The sequence below is a fragment of the Microbacterium sp. P5_B6 genome (assembly GCF_056400345.1).
Genome location: NZ_JBFULL010000006.1, coordinates 77,912 through 97,391, shown reverse-complemented (window position 1 = coordinate 97,391; position 19,480 = coordinate 77,912). Strand labels below are relative to the sequence as shown.

At 69.9% G+C, this 19,480-nt stretch carries 19 protein-coding genes; 12 read left to right on the top strand and 7 right to left on the bottom strand.

What is annotated here, in order from left to right:
- Positions 1–2: 2 nt before the first annotated feature.
- Positions 3–920 (bottom strand): N-acetylglucosamine kinase, encoded by a 918-nt coding sequence (locus AC1DP3_RS09855; protein WP_477292990.1) that lies wholly within the window; start codon positions 918–920, stop codon positions 3–5.
- The gene (locus AC1DP3_RS09850) at positions 917–1,648 is read right to left on the bottom strand and encodes a GntR family transcriptional regulator (RefSeq protein ID WP_477292989.1); all 732 of its coding nucleotides are present in this window, start codon (positions 1,646–1,648) and stop codon (positions 917–919) included. The genes AC1DP3_RS09855 and AC1DP3_RS09850 overlap by 4 nt, the downstream gene beginning before the upstream one ends.
- A 246-nt stretch (positions 1,649–1,894) precedes the next feature.
- Between AC1DP3_RS09850 and AC1DP3_RS09845 the strand changes: the two genes are divergently transcribed.
- From AC1DP3_RS09845 to AC1DP3_RS09830, 4 genes are all read left to right on the top strand, one after another.
- Positions 1,895–2,479 carry a GNAT family N-acetyltransferase gene (locus tag AC1DP3_RS09845; protein WP_477292988.1) on the top strand — a complete coding sequence of 195 codons (585 nt, stop codon included), beginning with the start codon at positions 1,895–1,897 and terminating at the stop codon, positions 2,477–2,479.
- A gap of 325 nt (positions 2,480–2,804) precedes the next feature.
- Positions 2,805–3,266 (top strand): hypothetical protein, encoded by a 462-nt coding sequence (locus AC1DP3_RS09840; RefSeq protein WP_477292987.1) that lies wholly within the window; start codon positions 2,805–2,807, stop codon positions 3,264–3,266.
- A gap of 70 nt (positions 3,267–3,336) precedes the next feature.
- Entirely contained in the window at positions 3,337–3,837 is a 501-nt protein-coding gene (locus AC1DP3_RS09835; protein ID WP_477292986.1) for an amino-acid N-acetyltransferase, read from the top strand.
- Positions 3,838–3,886: 49 nt separating this feature from the next.
- Positions 3,887–4,591 carry a hypothetical protein gene (locus tag AC1DP3_RS09830; RefSeq protein ID WP_477292985.1) on the top strand — a complete coding sequence of 235 codons (705 nt, stop codon included), beginning with the start codon at positions 3,887–3,889 and terminating at the stop codon, positions 4,589–4,591.
- Between the two features lie 267 nt (positions 4,592–4,858).
- Here the strand turns inward: AC1DP3_RS09830 and AC1DP3_RS09825 are convergent, their stop codons facing one another.
- Positions 4,859–6,403: an amino acid permease gene (locus AC1DP3_RS09825; protein WP_477292984.1), complete on the bottom strand. Its 1,545-nt coding sequence runs from the start codon at positions 6,401–6,403 to the stop codon at positions 4,859–4,861.
- A gap of 151 nt (positions 6,404–6,554) precedes the next feature.
- Between AC1DP3_RS09825 and AC1DP3_RS09820 the strand changes: the two genes are divergently transcribed.
- The 6 genes from AC1DP3_RS09820 to AC1DP3_RS09795 all read left to right on the top strand — a co-directional run bounded on the left by AC1DP3_RS09820 (position 6,555) and on the right by AC1DP3_RS09795 (position 12,345).
- A complete protein-coding gene (locus AC1DP3_RS09820; RefSeq protein ID WP_477292983.1) occupies positions 6,555–7,910 on the top strand; it encodes a glutamine synthetase family protein in 1,356 nt (451 codons plus the stop codon).
- Positions 7,891–8,718 carry a gamma-glutamyl-gamma-aminobutyrate hydrolase family protein gene (locus AC1DP3_RS09815; protein ID WP_477292982.1) on the top strand — a complete coding sequence of 276 codons (828 nt, stop codon included), beginning with the start codon at positions 7,891–7,893 and terminating at the stop codon, positions 8,716–8,718. Before AC1DP3_RS09820 ends, AC1DP3_RS09815 begins: the two co-directional genes overlap by 20 nt.
- Complete coding sequence (locus tag AC1DP3_RS09810; RefSeq protein ID WP_477292981.1) at positions 8,715–10,073, top strand: aldehyde dehydrogenase family protein; 1,359 nt, start codon at positions 8,715–8,717, stop codon at positions 10,071–10,073. Before AC1DP3_RS09815 ends, AC1DP3_RS09810 begins: the two co-directional genes overlap by 4 nt.
- A 102-nt stretch (positions 10,074–10,175) precedes the next feature.
- A complete protein-coding gene (locus tag AC1DP3_RS09805) occupies positions 10,176–10,949 on the top strand; it encodes a 3-oxoacyl-ACP reductase (protein ID WP_477292980.1) in 774 nt (257 codons plus the stop codon).
- A gap of 100 nt (positions 10,950–11,049) precedes the next feature.
- Positions 11,050–11,766 (top strand): FadR/GntR family transcriptional regulator, encoded by a 717-nt coding sequence (locus AC1DP3_RS09800; protein ID WP_477292979.1) that lies wholly within the window; start codon positions 11,050–11,052, stop codon positions 11,764–11,766.
- A 171-nt stretch (positions 11,767–11,937) separates the two neighbouring features.
- Positions 11,938–12,345 carry a dehydrogenase gene (locus AC1DP3_RS09795; protein WP_477292978.1) on the top strand — a complete coding sequence of 136 codons (408 nt, stop codon included), beginning with the start codon at positions 11,938–11,940 and terminating at the stop codon, positions 12,343–12,345.
- A 4-nt stretch (positions 12,346–12,349) separates the two neighbouring features.
- On the opposite strand, the gene radA is transcribed toward AC1DP3_RS09795, so the two are convergent.
- Positions 12,350–13,714 carry a DNA repair protein RadA gene (gene radA / locus AC1DP3_RS09790; RefSeq protein WP_477292977.1) on the bottom strand — a complete coding sequence of 455 codons (1,365 nt, stop codon included), beginning with the start codon at positions 13,712–13,714 and terminating at the stop codon, positions 12,350–12,352.
- Between the two features lie 122 nt (positions 13,715–13,836).
- The gene (locus AC1DP3_RS09785; RefSeq protein WP_477292976.1) at positions 13,837–14,790 is read right to left on the bottom strand and encodes an L-lactate dehydrogenase; all 954 of its coding nucleotides are present in this window, start codon (positions 14,788–14,790) and stop codon (positions 13,837–13,839) included.
- A gap of 229 nt (positions 14,791–15,019) precedes the next feature.
- On the opposite strand from AC1DP3_RS09785, the gene AC1DP3_RS09780 reads away from it, so the two are divergent.
- Both AC1DP3_RS09780 and AC1DP3_RS09775 read left to right on the top strand, forming a co-directional pair.
- The gene (locus tag AC1DP3_RS09780; RefSeq protein WP_477292975.1) at positions 15,020–15,184 is read left to right on the top strand and encodes a hypothetical protein; all 165 of its coding nucleotides are present in this window, start codon (positions 15,020–15,022) and stop codon (positions 15,182–15,184) included.
- Positions 15,181–15,945, top strand: a complete 765-nt coding sequence (locus AC1DP3_RS09775; RefSeq protein ID WP_477292974.1) for a glycosyltransferase family A protein — start codon at positions 15,181–15,183, stop codon at positions 15,943–15,945. The genes AC1DP3_RS09780 and AC1DP3_RS09775 overlap by 4 nt, the downstream gene beginning before the upstream one ends.
- On the opposite strand, the gene AC1DP3_RS09770 is transcribed toward AC1DP3_RS09775, so the two are convergent.
- Together AC1DP3_RS09770 and AC1DP3_RS09765 are read right to left on the bottom strand one after the other, a co-directional pair.
- On the bottom strand, positions 15,929–17,215 hold the full coding sequence (locus AC1DP3_RS09770) for a cytochrome P450 (protein ID WP_477292973.1): 1,287 nt from the start codon (positions 17,213–17,215) through the stop codon (positions 15,929–15,931). The two genes, AC1DP3_RS09775 and AC1DP3_RS09770, sit on opposite strands and share 17 nt — an antisense overlap.
- Positions 17,216–17,302: 87 nt before the next feature.
- A complete protein-coding gene (locus tag AC1DP3_RS09765; protein ID WP_477292972.1) occupies positions 17,303–19,375 on the bottom strand; it encodes a serine/threonine-protein kinase in 2,073 nt (690 codons plus the stop codon).
- Positions 19,376–19,480 lie beyond the last annotated feature (105 nt).

Sequence of the window (19,480 nt, the reverse complement as noted above, 5' to 3'; positions counted from 1 at the left end):
GGTCAACCTCTCGTCCAGACATGGATGCCGTCGTCGGCGGGGGAGTGCGCGAGGAGCATCGCGCCGTCGAGGGCGTCGCCGAGCGGCGCCCTCGTGTCGAACACGCCGGGGTCGTCTGCCAGCCGCTCCACGATCCGCTGATCGAGCTCGGCGCCGAGGCGCCCGAGGATGACGAGCGGCGTGGCGGCGTGAGATCCCGTGTGCCGACGCGCCGCGCGGGCGACGAGGGCGAGCTCGTCCACGGCGTCGTCGACGATCGCCGTCGCCACGGGATCGCCGGCGCGGGCGGCGGCGAGCACCTCGGGAGCGAAGTGCGCGATCTCGTCGACGGCGCGCTCGGAGGAGTGGATGCGGATCGGGATGCCGCGCACGGCGCCGAAACGGGACTCGGCGGCCGAGACGAGCAGCGTGGACGGCCCGCGGCCGTCGGCGGCGCGCAGAGCCGCCGCGATGCCCGCCCGCCCGATCCAGTACGCCCCGCCTTCGTCCCCCAGGAGGTAGCCGTGCCCGCCCATCAGGTCGGGAACGGCGTCCGCCGGCCCACGCGTTGCGCACGCGACGCCGGTGCCGACGGAGAGCGCGACGCCCCACCCGCCCGCGAAGGCGCCGGCGTGCGAACTGATGCCGTCGTCGCACACCACGACCCGGCCGGCGCCGAGCTCATCGGCCAGGAGTCGCGCGAGGTGCGCGCAGCCCTCGTCGTCGGGCACCGTCGTGAGGCCGAGCACGGCGACGTCGACGGGCTTCGCCCCGGCGATCCGCCACGCATCGGCGATCGCGGCGGCCGTGGCCCGGAGGGTACGCGGGCCGTGCCAGCTGACACCGGGAACGACGCCGCCGCCGCCGGCCGAATCCCGCACGCGGATGGCCGACTGACCGCCGTCCACCGCGAGGATGCTGATTGCGGCATCCGTCGTCATGAGTCGGCCTCGCCCGCGGCGCCGCTGACCTCGGCGCGGAACTGGTACTTGTCGCCCCGGTAGAGGCACGTCGCGAGCATCACGACGCGTCCGGATCGATCCGTGTCGACCATCCGAACGCGCAGGCACGCCTGTTCGGCGCCGATGCCGAGGAGGTCGGCGCTCGCGGAATCGGGGAGGATCGGCTCGATGCGCATGCTCGCGGCGCTCGCCACGAGGCCGTGCCGCGCCGCAAGGACCGCGTAGAGAGAACCCGCCAGGTCGTCGTGCGTCAGCTGCGGGGCGTACGACACCGGGATGGAGACGCTCTCGATCGCGACGGGTTCGTCGTTGCCGAGACGCAGGCGCGAGATCCAGAAGACGGGCGACCCTACGGCGATGCGCAGCCGGGTCGCGAGGGCGTCATCGGCGGTGATCGTGCGGAAGTCGAGGATGCGGCTGCTCGGCTCGATGCCGCGCGACCGCATGTCTTGCGTGAACGACGTGAGGCCGATGACGCGCAGGACGGGGCTGAAGACGATGTAGGTGCCCGAGCCGTGCCGCCGCTCGAGGAGCCCCTCGACGACGAGCTCGTCGACAGCTGCGCGCAGCGTCATGCGAGCGACGCCCCACTCCGCGGAGAGGTCGCGCTCGCTCGGCAGCCGACGCCCGGGGCCGAGCTCGGCGATCAGGTCACGCAGACGCCCGCGGAGCAGATCGCGGGTGCGTGTCTTCGACGGTGAAAGCACCAGGAGAGTAGAACTCATTCGTCGGCGATCTGCAAATCAGGACTAGACCACTTGACGGAACTCGCGGTGGCGAGGGGTGGACCGCACCGAATCCTCCCTGCCTCGATATACCCGGCGATCCGTCGAGGGGTGGGCGGTGAGGAATAGACCAAAGGGCGCGGCTCGTGCGCCGGAGCGGACTAGACCACTTCTCGACAAGTGGTCGCGAGGCGAAGATGCTCCGGCTCGTTCGGCTATCGTGTCGACGTGCTCACACGCGCCGCTCGACTCGATGACCTCCCCGCCGTCTACCGCATCTGCCACGAGACGGAACCGCCCGACAATAGGCCGCGGTCTCCCGAGCTGCTCGGCCACGTGTACGCAGGACCGTATCTCGTCGCCCCCGGCGCCCGTGCCGTCGTCGTCGTCGATGACGACGGCGTCGGGGGCTATCTCCTCTGCGCCCCCGACACCCGGTCGCACGAGGCCTGGGTCGAGCAGCACTGGCTGCCGGGCCTGCGCGTCGACCATCCGCTCCACATCCCGCGGTCACCCGCAGATCAGGAGATCGTGGAGCTCCTGCACACGCCGGAGATCGCACCCGAGTCCGTCGTCGCGGACTTCCCCGCCCACCTGCACATCGATCTGTTCGAGCGGCTGCAGGGCCGGGGGCTCGGAAGCAGGCTCATCCGCGACCTCTTCACGGATCTCGCCCGACAGGCGATCCCGGGGATCCACCTGGCCGTCGGGGTCGACAACGTGGGTGCCATCCGCTTCTACGGCCGCCTCGGTTTCGTCGAGCTCACGCGGGACGCGTCCGCCGTCTACATGGGTCGCCGACTCACGGCGTGACCGGTGAGTGAATTGGTCTCAGGCCCGACGCCGGATCTCGTCGCAAACGCGTAGGACAGATCATCTGCGGCGCTGCACGGGCCCCTCAAGACGAAGAGCGGGTGCTGCGGCATCCGCTCTTCGTCGGGCGCGATGGAGCGCGGCCAGCGTGAGAGTTCTCTCATGTTGTGCCTCTGATCAGGCGGTTTTCCGCGGTTCGGCAGTGAACCGAAGGCAGCCCAGGTGTGTTGACGCCGTCGACATGCGATACAGATGGTACGAGCTGTACCTCGGTGCAGCCGAGAGTGAGCCCCGACCACCCCCGACTGCGACAGTGAGGAACAGTATGTACAAACGCGCGAGAAAACTCGGCCTCATCGGCGCGGCCGCGGGACTGGTGCTGGCGATGGGCATCGCCGCCCCGCCGGCGACAGCAGCGACGACCGCCGTCACCTGCGGGTCCTTGAATGGTCTGAAGGTGACCGCACCGAGCTACTCGACGGAGGTGCTCCTCAACGGGGGCGACAAGGTCACAGCGACTGTCTCAGGAGCGACGAGCGCCGACAGGATCGCGTTCTCGGCGGTGTACGGCCTCTTCGACATGTACTTCACCGACGTCCCAGCGACGACCGCCATGGTCTACACGGCCCCCGGCGCTTCCAGCTACAGCCTGGGATGGTCCTTGCAGGGAACCTCGCCCRCCTCTTCGCAGCTCACCTGGTCGTTCACCTCCACATGCTCGTCGACGGCGATCATCCAGACCCCGACCGACACGACTTCGCACGCGAAGGGCAAGCGCCGCAAGTAGCGGGGGTCTGCACGTCAGGCGTGCGCGTCCCGGCTCATCGGGACGGAAGGCCCGCTATACGCTGGACGGCGTGAGCTTCCACGTCCGCCCCGCACGCACGGCCGACGTACGCCCGATCTGGGAGATGCTCGAGCCGTTCGTGCAGCGGCGGATCCTGCTGGGCAAGGACATCGTCGTGCTGTACGAATCCGTGCAGCAGTTCATCGTCGCCGAGGACGAGCAGGGCCGGATCATCGGCTGCGGCGCGCTCCACGTCATCTGGGAGGATCTCGGTGAGGTGCGCACCCTCATCGTGCTCGACGAGTGGCTGCACCACGGGGTCGGGCGCGGGATCGTGGAGGCGCTCGAGGTCAGTGCTCGCACCCTCGGGTTGACGCGGCTGTTCTGCCTCACCTTCGAGGTGGACTTCTTCACGCGGCGCGGCTTCTCGCCCATCGGCGAGCAGGTCGTCGATCCTGACGTCTACTCCCAGCTCATCCGCTCGCCTGACGAGGGCGTGGCGGAGTTCCTCGACCTCGCGCACGTGAAGCCCAACACGCTGGGCAACACCCGGATGCTCAAACAGCTCTGACGGGGCGTTGCGGGGGTGCGCATTCAGGTGGCGCGCTTAGCCTTGATGCATGACCCGAGCCCCGACGCGCAAGCGCCGACCGTCCGCCGCGGTGTACCGCCGCCGGCGGCTCGTCGCGCTGCTGGCGATCCTCGCCATCGGGGCAGGGGTGGCGTGGCTGCTCATCGCTCAGCCCTGGCGGAGTTTCGCCCGGGGACCTGACACGGAGTCGAGCCCGAAGCCGACAGCATCCGTCAGCTTGACACCCACGTCAACCGCCACACGCACGCCGACCCCCAGCGCGACGCCGACGGCGACGGAGGCCGCGACGCCGACTCCGTCTGGCACGGCCGCCGCCGCAGCGGCGAAGCCCTGTGTCGCGAGCGCGGTCCTCGTGGAGGCGCTGTCGGATGCCGACACCTATGCCGCCGGCCAGAACCCCCAGCTGTCGATCCGCCTCACCAATCAAGGCGACATCGACTGCACGCTCAACGTCGGCACGACCACTCAGGTGTTCGCGGTCACGAGCGGCGACGACGTCTGGTGGCGTTCGACGGACTGCCAGAGCGAGCCCAGCGACATGATCGCCACCCTCGCCGCGGGTCAGACGGTCTCGAGCGCGACGCCGGTCGTCTGGGATCGCACCCGCTCCTCGGTGTCGACGTGCGACACGGCCAACCGGCCGGTCGCTCCGGGCGGCGGCGCCTCGTACCACGTGACGGTCGAGATCGGCGGCGTTCCCGCGGTCGCTTCAAAGCAGATCCTCCTCTACTGAACCGGTTCGCGTCGCGAAACCACCCGTTCCGCGCGAATCCACCCGGAATGGCGCGCCGAGGTGGGTGGACTCGTGCGAGGTGGGTGGAGTGGCGGGACGAGGGGCGCGGCGCGGCTTGACCGCGGCGAAGGGCGGGATCGCCCCCCGGCGACCCGGCCCCGCTTACCTGCGTGAAGGGCGGGATCGCCCCCCGGCGACCCGGCCCCGCTTACCTCCGTGAAGGGCGGGATCGCCCCCGGCAACCCGGCCCGCTCACCCCCGAGCCGGCTACTTCGTGCCGTCGAACACCTCGCCCTCCATCGCGTCGTAGCCCTCTGCCTGGGGATCGCCGTGCGAGCCCCCCGACAGCGCGTATTCCTCCTCGGGCGAGAGCACCAGGCGGTGGCGGTAGAACAGCGCGAAGCCGATGAGGATGATCGCGTAGACCACGGCGATCGCGATGATGGCGGGACCGAACGTCGGATTCAGCAGGAAGCCGACGAAGATGAGCGCCGAGATGGCCGCTGCGATGACGGCACCGGGAATGCCCCACGGGCTGCGGTACGGGCGCTCGGCGTTCGGGAACTTCCTGCGCAGAATGATGAACGACACCATCTGGAGCAGATAGGCCAGGACCGCGCCCCACACCGCGATGTTGAGCACGATGGCGCCGGCCACGACGCCGGCGTTCTCGTTGAGCGACGCGATGGTGTCGAGGGCGACCAGCGAGAGGAAGCCGATCACGGCTCCGACCACGAGCGCGACCCAGGGGGTCTTGCGCGTGCCGGTCAGGGAGAGGAAGCGCGGGTAGTAGCCGGCTCGTGAGAGGGAGTACATGTTGCGCCCGTAGGCGAACATGATCCCCTGGAGAGAGGCCAGGAGGCCGACGAGTGCGAACAGGGCGAGCACGGCGGCCGCGCCATCACCGACGATCGCGCGGAACCCGTCGAGGAGGGGCTCGGCGGCGACCCCGGTGGCGTCGGCGCCGAGCACTCCCGTGTTGAGGAACAGCACGAGCAGGCCGGTCACGATGAGGGTGCCGCGTGCCCAGAATCCTGCACGCGGGATGTCGCGAACGGGATCGTGCGACTCTTCGGCCGCGAGCGGGAGCTCTTCGATCCCGAGGAAGAACCACATGGCGAAGGGCAGTGCGAACAGGATCGGCAGCACACCGTGCGGCAGGAAGGCCGTCTGGCCGTCATCCGGGACGATGTCCCACAGGGCATCCCACGAGAAGGCGCCCGAGAAGATCGCGATCGCGGAGAACACGAGGATGATGCCGATCGAGATGATGGAGACGACGATGGCGAACTTGAACGAGATGTTCGCGCCCGCCGCGTTCAGGGCGATGAAGACGGCGTACAGGATCACCCACCACACCCAGCCCGGGAGCGAGATCCCCAGCAGCTCGCTCGTGATCGCGTCGGCATAGGACGCGGAGAAGTACACGATCACGGCGGTGGTGGCCACGTATTCGATCGTCTCCGCGGCGCCCGTGACGAGACCGCCCCACGGTCCCATCGCCGATCGCGCGAACGAGTACGCGCCTCCGGTGTGCGGCATGGCCGCCGCCATCTCGCCGATCGAGAAGATCATGCCGTAGTACATCAGCACGAGGATCGCGAAGGCGATCAGCATCCCCCCGAAGCCGGCGAACTCGATGCCGAAGTTCCATCCCGAGAAGTCGCCGGAGATGACCGCGGCCACGGCCAGGCCCCAGAGCCCCCAGACTCCGGCGGAGCGGGTGAGTCCGCGTTTCTCGAAGTAGTCCTTGCCGGCTCTCGTATAGGTCGCGCCCGCGACCTTTCGCGAATCACTGCTCGACTGGGCCATGTGTCCTCCGTGCGCGTCGGGTGCGGCGCGGGGGGTGCGCCATGCGCAAGATTGTGGCGGCTAATGGTTGGCTGTGTCTACCTTTACGATGAGATTTCTCGTTAGGGTGGACCAGCGCCGCCAGAGGGCGGGCGCATCGGGAGGATGACGGATGCCGGGAAACCTCAGCGTTGACGAACTGGAAGCCGCGATAGCCGGCGGTGACATCGACACGGTGATCGTCGCGTTCGCCGATGCCCAGGGTCGGCTCGTGGGCAAGCGCGTCTCGTCGCGGTTCTTCCGTGAAGAGGTGCTGCCGCATGCCGCTGAGGCGTGCAACTACCTCCTCTCGGTGGACGTCGACATGAACACGGTCGACGGCTATGCGATGTCGAGCTGGGAGACCGGGTACGGCGACATGCTCCTCATTCCGGACCCCTCGACCCTCCGCAGGATCCCATGGCTTCCGGGCACGGCGCTCGTGATGGCGGACCTCGCCTGGGAAGGCGGAGAGCCCGTCGTGCAGTCCCCGCGCGAGATCCTCAAGGCCCAGCAGGCGCGCCTCGCCGAGCGTGGGCTCGTCGCCTACTCGGGGACGGAGCTCGAGTTCATCGTCTTCGACGAGACGTATCGGGATGCCTGGGCCAAGGGCTACCGCGACCTGGCTCCGTCGACCGATTACAACGTGGACTACGACATCCTCGCCTCGGGTCGGCTGGAGCCGCTGCTGCGCGACATCCGGCTCTCGATGGACGGGGCCGGGCTCTACACCGAGGGCGTCAAGGGAGAGTGCAACCTCGGCCAGCAGGAGATCGCGTTCCGCTACGACGAAGTGCTCGTGACGGCGGATCAGCACACGATCTACAAGAACGGCGCCAAGAGCATCGCCGACAGGCACGGCAAGGCCATCACCTTCATGGCCAAGTACAACGAGCGCGAGGGCAACAGCTGTCACATCCACCTGTCGGTGCGCGACGAATCCGGGGGAGCGGTGATGGCCGGTGACGGGGAGCACGGCTTCAGTCCGCTGATGGAGCACTGGATCGCCGGCATCCTCGCCACTCTGCGCGAGTTCACCCTGCTGTACGCGCCGACGATCAATTCCTACAAGAGGTACGCGAAGGGATCATTCGCGCCCACGGGCGTCGCCTGGGGCGTCGACAATCGCACATGCGCGCTGCGAGTCGTCGGCCGCGGCTCGTCGCTGCGTGTGGAGAACCGCGTGCCCGGCGGCGACGTCAACCCCTACCTGGGGATTGCAGCGATCATCGCCGGCGGGCTGCACGGCATCGAGCACGAACTGGCGCTGCCGGCGCCGCTCGCCGGCAATGCCTACACGTCCGGAGTGGATCACCTTCCGACAACGCTGCGCGATGCCGCTCAGCTGTTCGAGGACTCCGCGATCGCTCGGAGCGCCTTCGGCGACGAGATGGTCGAGCACTATCTCAATCAGGCGCGCATCGAGGTGGAGGCGTATGACGCCGCGGTGACGGATTGGGAGCGCGTGCGTGGCTTCGAACGACTCTGATTTCGATACGCGGCCTGCGGGCGCTACTCAATCCAAGGACCACGGGCCCCGCCCCGTCATCGGCCTGACGACCTATCTTGAGCGCGCCACGCAGGGGGTGTGGGACGTCCGGGCGGCATTTCTCCCCGAGCAGTACCTCACCTCTGTCGCCGCCGCCGGCGGCACGGTGGTGCTGCTGCCGCCGCAGCCTGCTCCGGATGCCGCGGCCGCCGTGCTGGATGGCCTCGACGGACTCATCCTGACGGGCGGCCTCGATGTGCAGCCGGAGCTGTACGGGCAGGAGCGGCATCCGCTCACCGACCCCCCACGCGCCGATCGCGACGAGTGGGAGCTTGCTCTCTTTCGAGGTGCGGAGGAACGACGGATGCCGGTCCTCGCGATCTGCCGAGGGCTTCAGCTCGTGAACGTGGCGAGGGGCGGGACGCTGCACCAGCACCTGCCCGAAGCGCTCGGCACCGAGCGGTATCGCATCGGCGGCGGGGTCTACGCGACGAACACGGTGGAGGTCGCGCCCCACTCCCGGCTCGCGGGGCATGTCGGTGCGGGACCGCTCGGGGTGCACAGCTACCACCACCAGGGGGTCGACGCCCTCGGAGAAGGCCTCGTCGTGACTGCCGCGACCGACGACGGCCTGGTGCAGGCGTTCGAATCGGACGGCGAGGGATATCTCCTCGCCGTGCAATGGCATCCCGAGGAGAACATCGAAGACAAGCGGCTGTTCGCCGGACTCGTCGGAGAAGCCGCACAGTACGCCGGGACGAAGCGCACGCACTCGTCGTCCGAGACCGGGAAGGGCAACCTGTCATGAGCTTCACGCTGGTCAATCCGGCCACGGGGCAGGCATTTCGCGACGTCGAGCGAGCCTCCGTGGAGGACGTCGACGCGGTCATCGCCCGCGCCGCGCACATTCAGCGTGCGTGGGCGGCGATCGCGCCGGGCGCGCGCGCCGACGCCCTGCGCCGCTTCGCGCGCGTCGTCGAGGATCACATCGAAGAACTGGCGCAGCTCGAGGTGCTGAATTCTGGGCACCCCATCGAATCCGCGCGGTGGGAGGCGTCACACGTCGCCCAGGTGCTCAACTTCTCCGCGGGAGCGCCCGAGCGGCTGAGCGGCCAGCAGATCCCGGTCGGCGGCGGCGGCCTCGACGTGACGTTCCACGAGCCGTACGGTGTCGTGGGCATCATCGTCCCGTGGAACTTCCCGATGACGATCGCATCGTGGGGCTTCGCGCCGGCGCTCGCCGCAGGCAACGCCGTCGTGCTGAAGCCCGCTGAGCTGACGCCGCTCACTGCGATCCGGCTGGGCGAGCTCGCCGTCGAGGCCGGCCTGCCCGAGGGGCTGTTCGCCGTCGTGACCGGTTCGGGCTCCGTGGTCGGCCAGCGCTTCGTCTCGCATCCCGACGTCCGGAAGGTCGTGTTCACCGGCTCGACCGAGGTCGGCGTCGAGGTCGCCGCAGGATGCGCGCGGGGGCTCAAGCCGGTCACCCTCGAACTCGGCGGCAAGAGCGCGAACATCGTGTTCGCCGACGCCGACCTCGAGAAGGCGGCTGCCGCGGCGCCCGGCGCAGTGTTCGACAACGCCGGCCAGGACTGCTGCGCCCGAAGCCGCATCCTGGTGCAGCGGTCGGTGTACGACCGCTTCCTCGAACTGCTGGAGCCCGCCGTCCGGGCGTGGCGCGTCGGCGATCCCACCCTCGAGACGACCCAGATGGGGCCGCTGATCTCGGCATCCCACCGCTCCACTGTCGAGGGATTCCTCGACGGTGCCGACATCGCTTTCCGCGGATCGGCACCGTCGGGTGACGGCTTCTGGATGGCACCCACGGTGGTCCTCGCGCAACCTGCAGACCGCATCGCGAAGGAGGAGGTCTTCGGCCCCGTGGTCGCGGTGCTGCCGTTCGACGACGAGGCCGATGCGATCCGTCTCGCCAACGACACGATCTACGGTCTCGCGGGGTCGCTGTGGACCGAGAACCTCGGCCGCGCGGTCCGCGTCGCGCGCGGGGTCAAGAGCGGCGTGCTGTCGGTCAACTCCCACTCCTCGGTTCGCTACTGGACGCCGTTCGGGGGCATGAAGGCCTCCGGGCTCGGCCGCGAGCTGGGTCCGGATGCCGCCGAGCACTTCACCCAGACGAAGAACGTCTTCTTCGCGACGGATGCCTGACCCGATGTCCGACGATCACCGCACCGTGTCCCGATTCCTTCAGCCTGCGCCTGCCTCAGGCTGCAGAAATCGGCACATGCACCAGAGAGGAACCACCCGTCCATGGACCTGACTCAGCGACTCAAGGACCGCGTCGCGGTCATCACCGGCGGTGCGTCCGGCATCGGACTGGCCACCGCTCGACGGTTCGCGGCAGAGGGTGCCAGGGTCGTGATCGCCGACGTCGACCCCGCCACGGGCGAGGCAGCGGCATCCGAGGTCGGAGGCGTCTTCCGTCGTGTCGACGTCGCAGACGAAGCCCTCGTCAACGCCCTCTTCGACGGGGTGGCCGAGGAGTTCGGGCGGCTCGACATCGCGTTCAACAACGCCGGCATCTCGCCCGCGGATGACGACTCGATCGAGACGACCGAGCTTCCGGCGTGGGACCGGGTGCAGGACGTCAACCTCAAGTCGGTGTACCTGTGCTCGCGTGCGGCGCTGCGGCACATGGTGCCGGCGGGCAAGGGCTCGATCATCAACACCGCATCGTTCGTCGCGCTGCTCGGCTCGGCGACCTCGCAGATCTCCTACACCGCCTCGAAGGGGGGCGTGCTCGCGATGACCCGAGAGCTCGGCGTGCAGTTCGCACGACAGGGCGTCCGCGTCAACGCCCTCTGCCCGGGGCCGGTCAACACGCCCCTGCTGCAGGAGCTCTTCGCCAAGGATCCCGAGCGCGCGCAGCGCCGCCTCATCCACGTGCCGATGGGGCGCTTCGCCGAACCGGAGGAGCTCGCGGCGTCGGTGGCGTTCCTCGCCTCGGACGATGCATCCTTCATCACCGCCACGGCGTTCGTCGTCGACGGCGGCATCACCAACGCGTACGTCACCCCGCTCTAGATTGATGACATGGCTCGAGACGAAGAGCGGATGCCGCGCACGGCGCGCCGCGGATCGGCGCGCTTTCCGCGCCTGAGTCCGGGGGGCACGGGGCTCACCCATGGGTGAGTCGCCGCTGCAGGAGGTGCGCCGAGCGGTGTATCGGCCGGTGCGCGAGGGGAACGCGCTCGAGGACACCGTGGCACGCCTGGTGCAGACGATCCGCCTCGGCGTCGTCGCCCCCGGGGAGTCGCTTCCGGCGGAGCGTGAGCTCGCCGTCCGGTACGCCGTCAGCCGTGACACGGTGCGCGAGGCCATCCGGGAGCTCGCCGACGCAGGGTATCTCGTCCCCCGCCGGGGCCGGTACGGCGGCACCTTCGTCGCCGACCCCCTGCCCATCCCCTCCGACCTCGCCTCCGTGCCGATGGAAGAGCTCGAGGACGTCCTGGGCCTCCGGCGCGTGCTCGAGGCGGGGGCGGCTCGGGCAGCGGCCGAGCGGACCCTCAGCCCGGAGGTCCGTGCCGACCTGTGGGCTCGGCACGAGGATGCCGTCGCGTCCGGCGAGAGCGACTACCGCCGGCTCGACACGCTGCTGCACCTGACCGTGGCGGAGGTTGCCGGCATCCCGTCGCTCGTGGCCCTCGTCGCCGAGAACAGAGCCCGCGTGAACGCATGGCTCGACACCTTCCCGCTGCTGCCGCGCAACATCGAGCACTCCAACGAGCAGCACGAGCGCATCGTGTCGGCGATCCTCGCCGGGCGAGCGGATGCCGCGGAGGCCGCGGTGCTCGAGCACGTGGCCGGGTCCGAGGCACTGCTGCGGGGGTTCCTCGGCTGAGAGCCGCTTCCGTTGAGCGAAACCACCCACATCGCGCGAATCCACCCGGAATGGCGCGCACAGGTCGGTGGACTGGCGCGGAGTCGGTGGTCTCGAGGGAGGCGCGCGCAGTGCAGGAGCGCGGCGGACGCGACGGCGAGTGCCCCCAGCGCGGGCCTTTACGCTGGAGGGATGGCCGGCAAGAAGCGTGCGAAGAAGAAGGAGCCGCTGGAGTTCCGCAACACGGCGCTCGGCGACGCGCTGCAGACGCAGGACATGGCCGCGGTCGCGTTCGCACTGCGGCACGGGCCGACGGTCGTACCGCTCATGAAGCCGGGACACCGCGACAACCCGCTGGACGTCGGTGAAGTGTGGACCTATCGCGACCCGAACACCGGCGATGTCGCTCTGCTGCTGTTCAGCGATGCGAGGCACAAGCCGGCCGCGCTGCCGCCCGCCGTCGCGCTGCAGTCGCCGGGCGCGCTGCGCGCATTTCTCGGGACGCACGGGAACACCATCACGACCGTCTTCTTCGACATCGCAGGGCCGCACCCCATGCAGGCGACGCCGGATGACGTGATCAAGGCGCTCGACGCCTGACGCGTCAGAAGTCCGGAATGTCTTGGCCGGGCGCCGCGCGCCCGCGGGTCGTGAGGTCGCGCAGCGCGTTGGCGAGCGACTGCGACGAGGAGTCGACGACCGATCGATATCCCAGCCGAGCCGCCTCGGCCCGGCGCTGCGCGCCCTGGGTCACCGGCCGGACCTCGCCCGCAAGGCTCAGCTCGCCGATCGCTGCGGTGCCGCGAGGAAGCGCCTTGTCGCGGACGGCACTCGCCACAGCGACGGCGATCGCGAGGTCTGCGGCCGGCTCGATCAGCCGCACGCCGCCGACCGTCGACACGTACACGTCCTGATCCGACACCGTCACGCCTGCGCGCCGTTCGAGCACCGCGAGGATCATCGCCACGCGCGCGGAATCGACACCGCTCACGATGCGGCGGGGGTTGGGTCCGCCGTTCTTGATCGTCAGCGCCTGCACCTCGACGGGCAGTGCCCGCCGGCCCTCGAGGGCGATGGTCACACAGGTGCCGGCGACGGGTGCACCGTGACCGAGGAAGAGCGCGCTGGGGTCGGAGACCTCGGCGATGCCGGCGCCGGTCATGTCGAAGCAGCCGACTTCGTCTGTCGGCCCGAACCGGTTCTTGAGTGCCCGGACGAACCGCAGCGACGTCTGCCGGTCGCCTTCGAAGTGGCACACCACATCGACCAGGTGCTCGAGGATGCGGGGACCGGCGATGGATCCGTCCTTCGTGACGTGGCCGACGATGATGACGGGCAGCCCGCGGTCCTTGGCGATGCGGATGAGCGTCGCCGCGACCTCCCGCACCTGCGACGGATGCCCGGCCATTCCGTCGGACATCGCAGACGACACCGTCTGCACCGAGTCGACGATCAGCAGCTCAGGACGCACCTCGTCGACATGCCCCAGGATCGTGGCGAGATCGACTTCGGCCGCGAGATAGAGATCGTCGTGAAGCGCCCCTGTGCGCTCGGCGCGAAGGCGCACCTGCGCGGTGGACTCCTCTGCCGAGGCGTAGAGGACGCGTCGTCCGGCGCGGGCGGACTGGGCGGCGACCTCGAGCAGCAGCGTCGACTTGCCGACGCCGGGCTCTCCGGAGAGGAGGATCGCAGCGCCCGGCACGATGCCGCCGCCGAGGACTCGGTCGAACTCGCCGACACCCGTGGTGCGGCGCGGCGCCTCGCTGGTGGTCAGGTGGGTGATGGGCCGGGCGGCGCGCTCGGCGGAGGGTGCGATGGGTGACACCGAGCGGAGGATGCCGGTCTGCTCGGCCGCCTCGACGACGGTGCCCCACTGCTGGCACTCGCCGCAGCGGCCGACCCACTTGCTGGCCGTCCATCCGCACTCGGTGCACCGGTAGGGGGCGGTGGTGGGACGGCGGGCTGGCACGGACTCAGGCTAACCCCGGGCTGCGACATCCCGGCGCCCCGTCGTGGCGCGCCCACACACGGTCAGCTCACCCGGCGCCGCGGCTCGTCGCGCGGCCCCCCGTCACCTCGTGGGAAGCGCGGTCACTCTCGAAGCGACGTGGCGACCTCTCGCAGCGCATCCGCCGATTTGCTCAGCAGGCCGAGCTCGTTCGGGGAGAACCGCGTCTCGGGGATGGGAACGGCGCCGGAGGCGCTCACGATCGAGGGCACCGACAGAGCGACCCCGCTGATCCCCTGGAAATCGTTCAGCACCGTGGAGACCGGCATGACGGCGTGCTCGTCATTCAGGATCGCCTCCACGATGCGCGCGGACGACAGGCCGATCGCGTAGTTTGTCGCACCCTTGCCCTGAATGACTTTGTACGCGGCATCCCGGACGTCCACGGCGATCTGGTCCAGCTCATCCACCGTCATGCGGGGCTGACCGATGGGCTCCCAATCGAGGATCGGGACGTTTCCGATGGTCGCGGTCGACCAGAGCGGGAACTCGGTGTCGCCGTGCTCGCCCACGATGTAGGCATGCACGCTCGATGTCGACACGCCCGCCCGGCGGGCGAGCAGCCAGCGCAGCCGTGAGGTGTCGAGCACCGTGCCGGAGGCGAAGATCCGCTCCGGCGGCAGCCCGGTCGACTCCTGCGCGAGGACCGTCAGGACGTCGCAGGGATTCGTCACGATGACGAAGATCGCGTCCGGCGCGACTTCGCGCAGCTGCTGGCCCATCGATCGGAGGATGCCGGCATTGACCCCGGCGAGCTCGATGCGCGACTGCCCGGGCCTCTGCTTCGCACCCGCGGTGATCACCACCACATGCGACCCCTCGGCCACAGAGATGTCGCTGCCGCCGATGATGTCGCTGGTTCCGGTGAACTGGGTGCCGTGGGAGAGGTCGAGGACCTCGGCTTCGACCTTCTCGGTCGCGATGTCGTACAGGGCCACGTGTCGGGCTGATCCGCGGATGAGGGCTGCATAGGCCACGCTCGATCCGACTGCTCCAGCGCCGACGACAGTGAGTTTGGAGTTCTCGATCACGCTCATGGGCACAGTCTGGCAGTGCACAGTCGGGCGGTGCCAGAGCCTGCGCGAGAACACCTTCCCTCATCCTGAAGGAGAGCGGCGGACGGCGCCCCACGAGACTGGCGCAGCGTCCACTCCGAACGCTCGGAGCGCCCGTATCACCCGCCTCCCCGTAAATGCAAGCCCCACCACCCGCCGCGGGCGGTGGGTGATGCTGAACTCTCACGATTCCGAGGACGAGGGGAATGAGATGGCACCCGACCGCTACACGAACCCCGGCGACTGGCGATCTGCGGGACTCGCAGGCGTCGTCGCGTGGATCAACTCGTGGGAACCCCGGCGCAGGCCGCGCCGCTCCACGTGGCGTCCCGTGCGCGGCCATCGCGCGAGTGCGGGCCTGTCCTCCGTGATGTGACCGCACGGCCCGGCACGATCTCGGTCGTCATCCCGGTGAAGGATGACGCTCCCGGCCTCGCGCGGTGCCTGAGAGCGCTGCGGGAGCAGACGGTGCGCCCCGATCAGATCGTCGTGGTCGACAACGGCTCGCGCGACTCGAGCGCTCTCGTCGCCCGCGCGGCCGGTGCCGAGGTTGTGCCGTGCACCACGCCCGGCATCCCCGCTGCCAGTGCGCGGGGGTACGACAGCGCCACCGGAGACGTCATCCTGCGGCTCGACGCGGACTGCATCCCCGGTCGCGAATGGATCGAGCGGATGCGGGACGCCTTCGCCCGGCATCCGGATGCCGATGCCATTACGGGCGGTGCCGAATTCGCGGACGGACCCCGCGCCGCACGGCGGGTGCTCGCGTGGATGTACTTGGGCGGGTACTTCGCGGTGGCGGGGAGCGCGCTCGGGCACGTTCCGCTCTTCGGGTCGAACTTCGGAATGCGCCGGGAGGCGTGGACGGATGCCGCGCACGGCGTGCATCGCGATCGATCCGATATCCACGACGACCTCGATCTTGCCTTCCACCTCGGCGAGCGACACCGCATCCGCTTCTCGCGGGATCTGCCGATGGCGGTCTCGTTCCGCCCGATGCGGAGCCTGTCGTCGTTCCGGCTCCGGGTCGCCCGGGGATTCCGCACAGTCTTCCTGCATTGGCCGCACGAGTTCCCGCCGAAGCGGTGGTGCCGAGTGTGGGCGGGCAGACGGCGGACCGTCAGCCTCTCGGCGTGATGAGGAAGCCCCTCCTGCCGGGACGCGCGGGAAGCCGGCGCAGGTCAACGTGGAGATCCTGATGGGGGACCGTCCACTCTGAGCGAGCGAGCATCCGCGTCGCCACGACGAGCAGGTCGACGGTCGCCGGCTCACCCGGGCATCGGTGGCTGGTGGGCATGGGCCCGGCGCCCTGCGGCACGATCGGAACATCCGCTGCGCGAGACGCGAAGCGCTCGGGATCGAAGGTCTCGGCGTCGGGCCAGCGGCGGGGGTCGCGGTTGGTGGCGAACAGGTCGACCATCACCCAGTCGCCGGGCTGGAACGCGACGCCCCGCCAGGCGTGTGCGCCCGTCGACACTCCAGCGATCACCGGGAAGAACGGCGCGGTGCGGCGCACCTCCTGCGAGAAGGGCAGCAGCAGGGCGTCATCGCCCGCCAGCCGCTCCCGCCATTCGGGATGGAGGTGAAGGGCGAGGCCGGCGAAGGCGATGAAGTGCGAGATCGCGACGGTCGGACGCAGCACATTGAGCAGCTCGATCGCGGCTGTGCGCTCGTCCAGCAGCGCACCCCGGTCCCGGTGGTGCGCGATGCGGGCCAGGGGCGAATCCGCTCCGGCGTGCGGGAGGGCGCGCTCGTCGTGGATGAGCGCCCGCGCCCAGCGCTCGGTGCGGAGGCGCAGCATCCGTCCCCGCCAATTGCGCGGGCCGAATGATCCGGCTCCGTCGATCATGGCCCGGAACTCGCGGGTGCGCCGGTCCAGTTCGCGGGCGTCGACGGATGCTCCGATCCAGCGGAGAGCTGCTTCGGTGAGGACGCGCGCCGAGGCATCGAGAAGCGGGACCCTGCCCGTCGAGGCCCATGTGGGCCAGGCACGCTTCCACGCGCGGGTGAACTCCGCGGCGAGGGCGGCACGCGAGGGCTCATCGAGGACGTGGAGGAACAGTCCCTTGCGTGCGCGGTGCGACTCGCCGTCCAGGGTCTGCACGCTCCCGACATCCTGCAGCGAGTGCACGACGGATGGCGGCATCGCGCCGGTGCGGGTGAAGCGCTCGCCGCCGTAGAAGAACTCGGCCGCATCCAGCCCGCGGAGGATCGTGACGCGGCGCCCCATCAGACGGGTGCGGACAGCATCGGTGCCCTCGCGGGCGAAGCGCCGGCGGCCGAAGCCATAGCCCTCGAGCAGGAACATGACGGACTGGTCACCGGGGATGATGGCCGGCTCGACCTCGACCTCACCCGGAACGGCGCGCGCGGGAGCGGATGAAGGCACGGGTTCTCGCTTGAGCATGGGCGACTGTAAGCGCCCGCGCCCCCGGCGGGCACGGGGCTTGAAGTGGGGTGGTCAGGGCGCTAGGCGGGTGCGGAGTCCGCTGCGTCACAGCCGAACGCTGCTGAGGACGTCCGTCTCGGCGATCTTGAGCACGCCGCCCTCGTCGACCAGTCGGTAGCTCGTGACCTCCTGCACGACACGTCCATCTCTGAAGTGATAGGTGAGCGTGGCCTGCCCCCGGTCGGGCGCCGTGGCGCTGACATCGGCGATCTCGAGTGAGGCCACGTTCGACCAGAAGGCCTCGTATCCCCCTCGCCCGCCGGCGTGGTTCTCCTGGTAGTCCGCTGTCATGTAGGGCCACGCTGCGTCGAGGTCGCCGGGAAGCATCGCATAGTAGGTGGAGATCGTGTCGGCGACCCGCTGCTCGGAGGTCACCGGCGCCGGCGGCGGCGGCTCCGGTTGCGGTTGCGCCGGCGTCTCGACGGGCGCGGGTGCCGACTCGCTCGGCGCGGGCGGCGCGGGCTCGGCGTCGGACTCCGGCTCTGCGGACTGCGTGGCCTCGCTGGTGGCTGCGACGGGAGGCGGACTCGAGGACGCCGCGTCATCGACGGGGGAGCGCCAGGGGTTGAAGAAGGCGGCGGCGCCCAGCACGAGTGCTCCGACCAGCACCAGGATGCCGGCGATCAGGCCCGTGCGCCGGCGGCGCTCGGGCGCGCTGCCCGGAGCCTGCGCCGGCGCCGGCGCGGTGGGCGGTGCGGGGGGAGCGGAGGATGCGCGTGGAGGTCCCGACGACACCGGCACTGTCTCTGCGGTCTGGGAGACGACGGCCGCCGGGGCAAGACGCTCGGTCTCGCCCGTCTGCGGCTCGAAGCGGGTCGGCTGATCGGCGGGGATCGTGGGCGCGGTCGCGGCGGTCGCCGCGGCGGCAGCGGCTACGGTGACCGATCCAGTCGCGTTCTCCCTGGTCTCATCGGCGGCCTCATCTGCCGGCTCCGCCGCGGCATCCGGCGTCTCAGGGGAAGGCGGGGGTTCATCGACGAGCTCGGGAGCGCCGGCACCGACGCTCGCACTCGCGGCGTCAGCTTCGGCCAGAGGAGCGGCGACAGCGGCAGCGCCCGCAGCGGCCGCGTCGGCGGCGGCCTCCGCGGAAGGAGCGGCGACAGCGGCAGTCCCCGCCGCGGCCGCCTCGGAGGCAGGAGTGGTGACCTGTGGCGGCGGCGGGGGCAGCGGCGGCCGCGGCGGTGGGACGTCGATGAGAGCCTCGGTTGTGGCGCCGGTGAAGTCCGACCCGGGCTGATCGTCGCGGAGCATCGCGGTGAGGATCGCCACGCCGTCGGGGAAGACGGCGGCATGACCCGCATCGCGCTGCCACGACGCCAGGGCCTCCGCGACCGCGGGCATGGTCGGCCGTCGCTTCGGGTTGGTCGCGAGCATCTGCTTGAGCAGCGGAGCCAGCGGGCCCGCTCTTCGCGGCGGCGTGTAGCCGCCCCGCGCCACTTTGTGGAGGAGCGAGATGGCATTGCTGTCTGTTCCGAACGGGGGAGTGCCCTCGAGCATCGTGTACATCGTCGAGCCGAGGGAGAAGACATCCGACGCGAAGCTCGTCGGGAGGCCCTTGGCGACTTCGGGAGCGAGGTATGCCGGGGTGCCGTGGATCAGTCCGGTTGCCGTGATCGTCGTATCGCCGAGGGCATGCGAGATCCCGAAGTCGCTGATGAGCGCCGAGCCGTCCGCCGTGATCAGGATGTTCCCCGGCTTGACGTCGCGGTGGACGATTCGCAGCTTGTGCGCGGCGGCCAGGGCCGAGGCCACCTCGCCGCCGATCCGTGCGGCCTGCGAGGGCGTCATCGGACCGTGCTCCTTGAGCAGCGCCGACAGGGGAGTCGAGTCGATGAGCTGCATGACGATGCAGGGCCGACCCTCGTGCTCGATCACATCGAAGACCGTGACGGCGTGCGGGTGGTGCAGCCCCGCGGTGATGCGCGCCTCGCGCATGGCGCGCTCGGTCGACACCCCGCGCTCCGACTCATCCACCTCGGGCTGGGAACGCAGCATCTTGAGCGCCACCGGACGATGCAGACGCTCGTCCCACGCATGCCAGACGACACCCATGCCACCGCTGCCCAGCATCTTGACGAGCCGGTAGCGGTCCGCGATGAGGGTTGTAGGCGTACTCATAGGAAGCGCTCCTCGGGAAGCTTCCTGACACGCTATGCGCTTTCGCCGCGCGCCCTAGGGGCTTGTGCGGACGCACCAGGTGTGTGACAGGGGTCGCACGACGAG

Excerpts from the sequence above, each read along its gene's own strand:
- AC1DP3_RS09855 (WP_477292990.1), bottom strand. The coding sequence starts at position 920 with ATGACGACGGATGCCGCAATCAGCATCCTCGCGGTGGACGGCGGTCAG.
- AC1DP3_RS09830 (WP_477292985.1), top strand. The coding sequence starts at position 3,887 with ATGACCCGAGCCCCGACGCGCAAGCGCCGACCGTCCGCCGCGGTGTAC.
- AC1DP3_RS09825 (WP_477292984.1), bottom strand. The coding sequence starts at position 6,403 with ATGGCCCAGTCGAGCAGTGATTCGCGAAAGGTCGCGGGCGCGACCTAT.
- AC1DP3_RS09820 (WP_477292983.1), top strand. The coding sequence starts at position 6,555 with ATGCCGGGAAACCTCAGCGTTGACGAACTGGAAGCCGCGATAGCCGGC.
- AC1DP3_RS09810 (WP_477292981.1), top strand. The coding sequence starts at position 8,715 with ATGAGCTTCACGCTGGTCAATCCGGCCACGGGGCAGGCATTTCGCGAC.
- AC1DP3_RS09805 (WP_477292980.1), top strand. The coding sequence starts at position 10,176 with ATGGACCTGACTCAGCGACTCAAGGACCGCGTCGCGGTCATCACCGGC.
- AC1DP3_RS09800 (WP_477292979.1), top strand. The coding sequence starts at position 11,050 with ATGGGTGAGTCGCCGCTGCAGGAGGTGCGCCGAGCGGTGTATCGGCCG.
- AC1DP3_RS09795 (WP_477292978.1), top strand. The coding sequence starts at position 11,938 with ATGGCCGGCAAGAAGCGTGCGAAGAAGAAGGAGCCGCTGGAGTTCCGC.
- AC1DP3_RS09785 (WP_477292976.1), bottom strand. The coding sequence starts at position 14,790 with ATGAGCGTGATCGAGAACTCCAAACTCACTGTCGTCGGCGCTGGAGCA.
- AC1DP3_RS09780 (WP_477292975.1), top strand. The coding sequence starts at position 15,020 with ATGGCACCCGACCGCTACACGAACCCCGGCGACTGGCGATCTGCGGGA.
- AC1DP3_RS09770 (WP_477292973.1), bottom strand. The coding sequence starts at position 17,215 with ATGCTCAAGCGAGAACCCGTGCCTTCATCCGCTCCCGCGCGCGCCGTT.
- AC1DP3_RS09765 (WP_477292972.1), bottom strand. The coding sequence starts at position 19,375 with ATGAGTACGCCTACAACCCTCATCGCGGACCGCTACCGGCTCGTCAAG.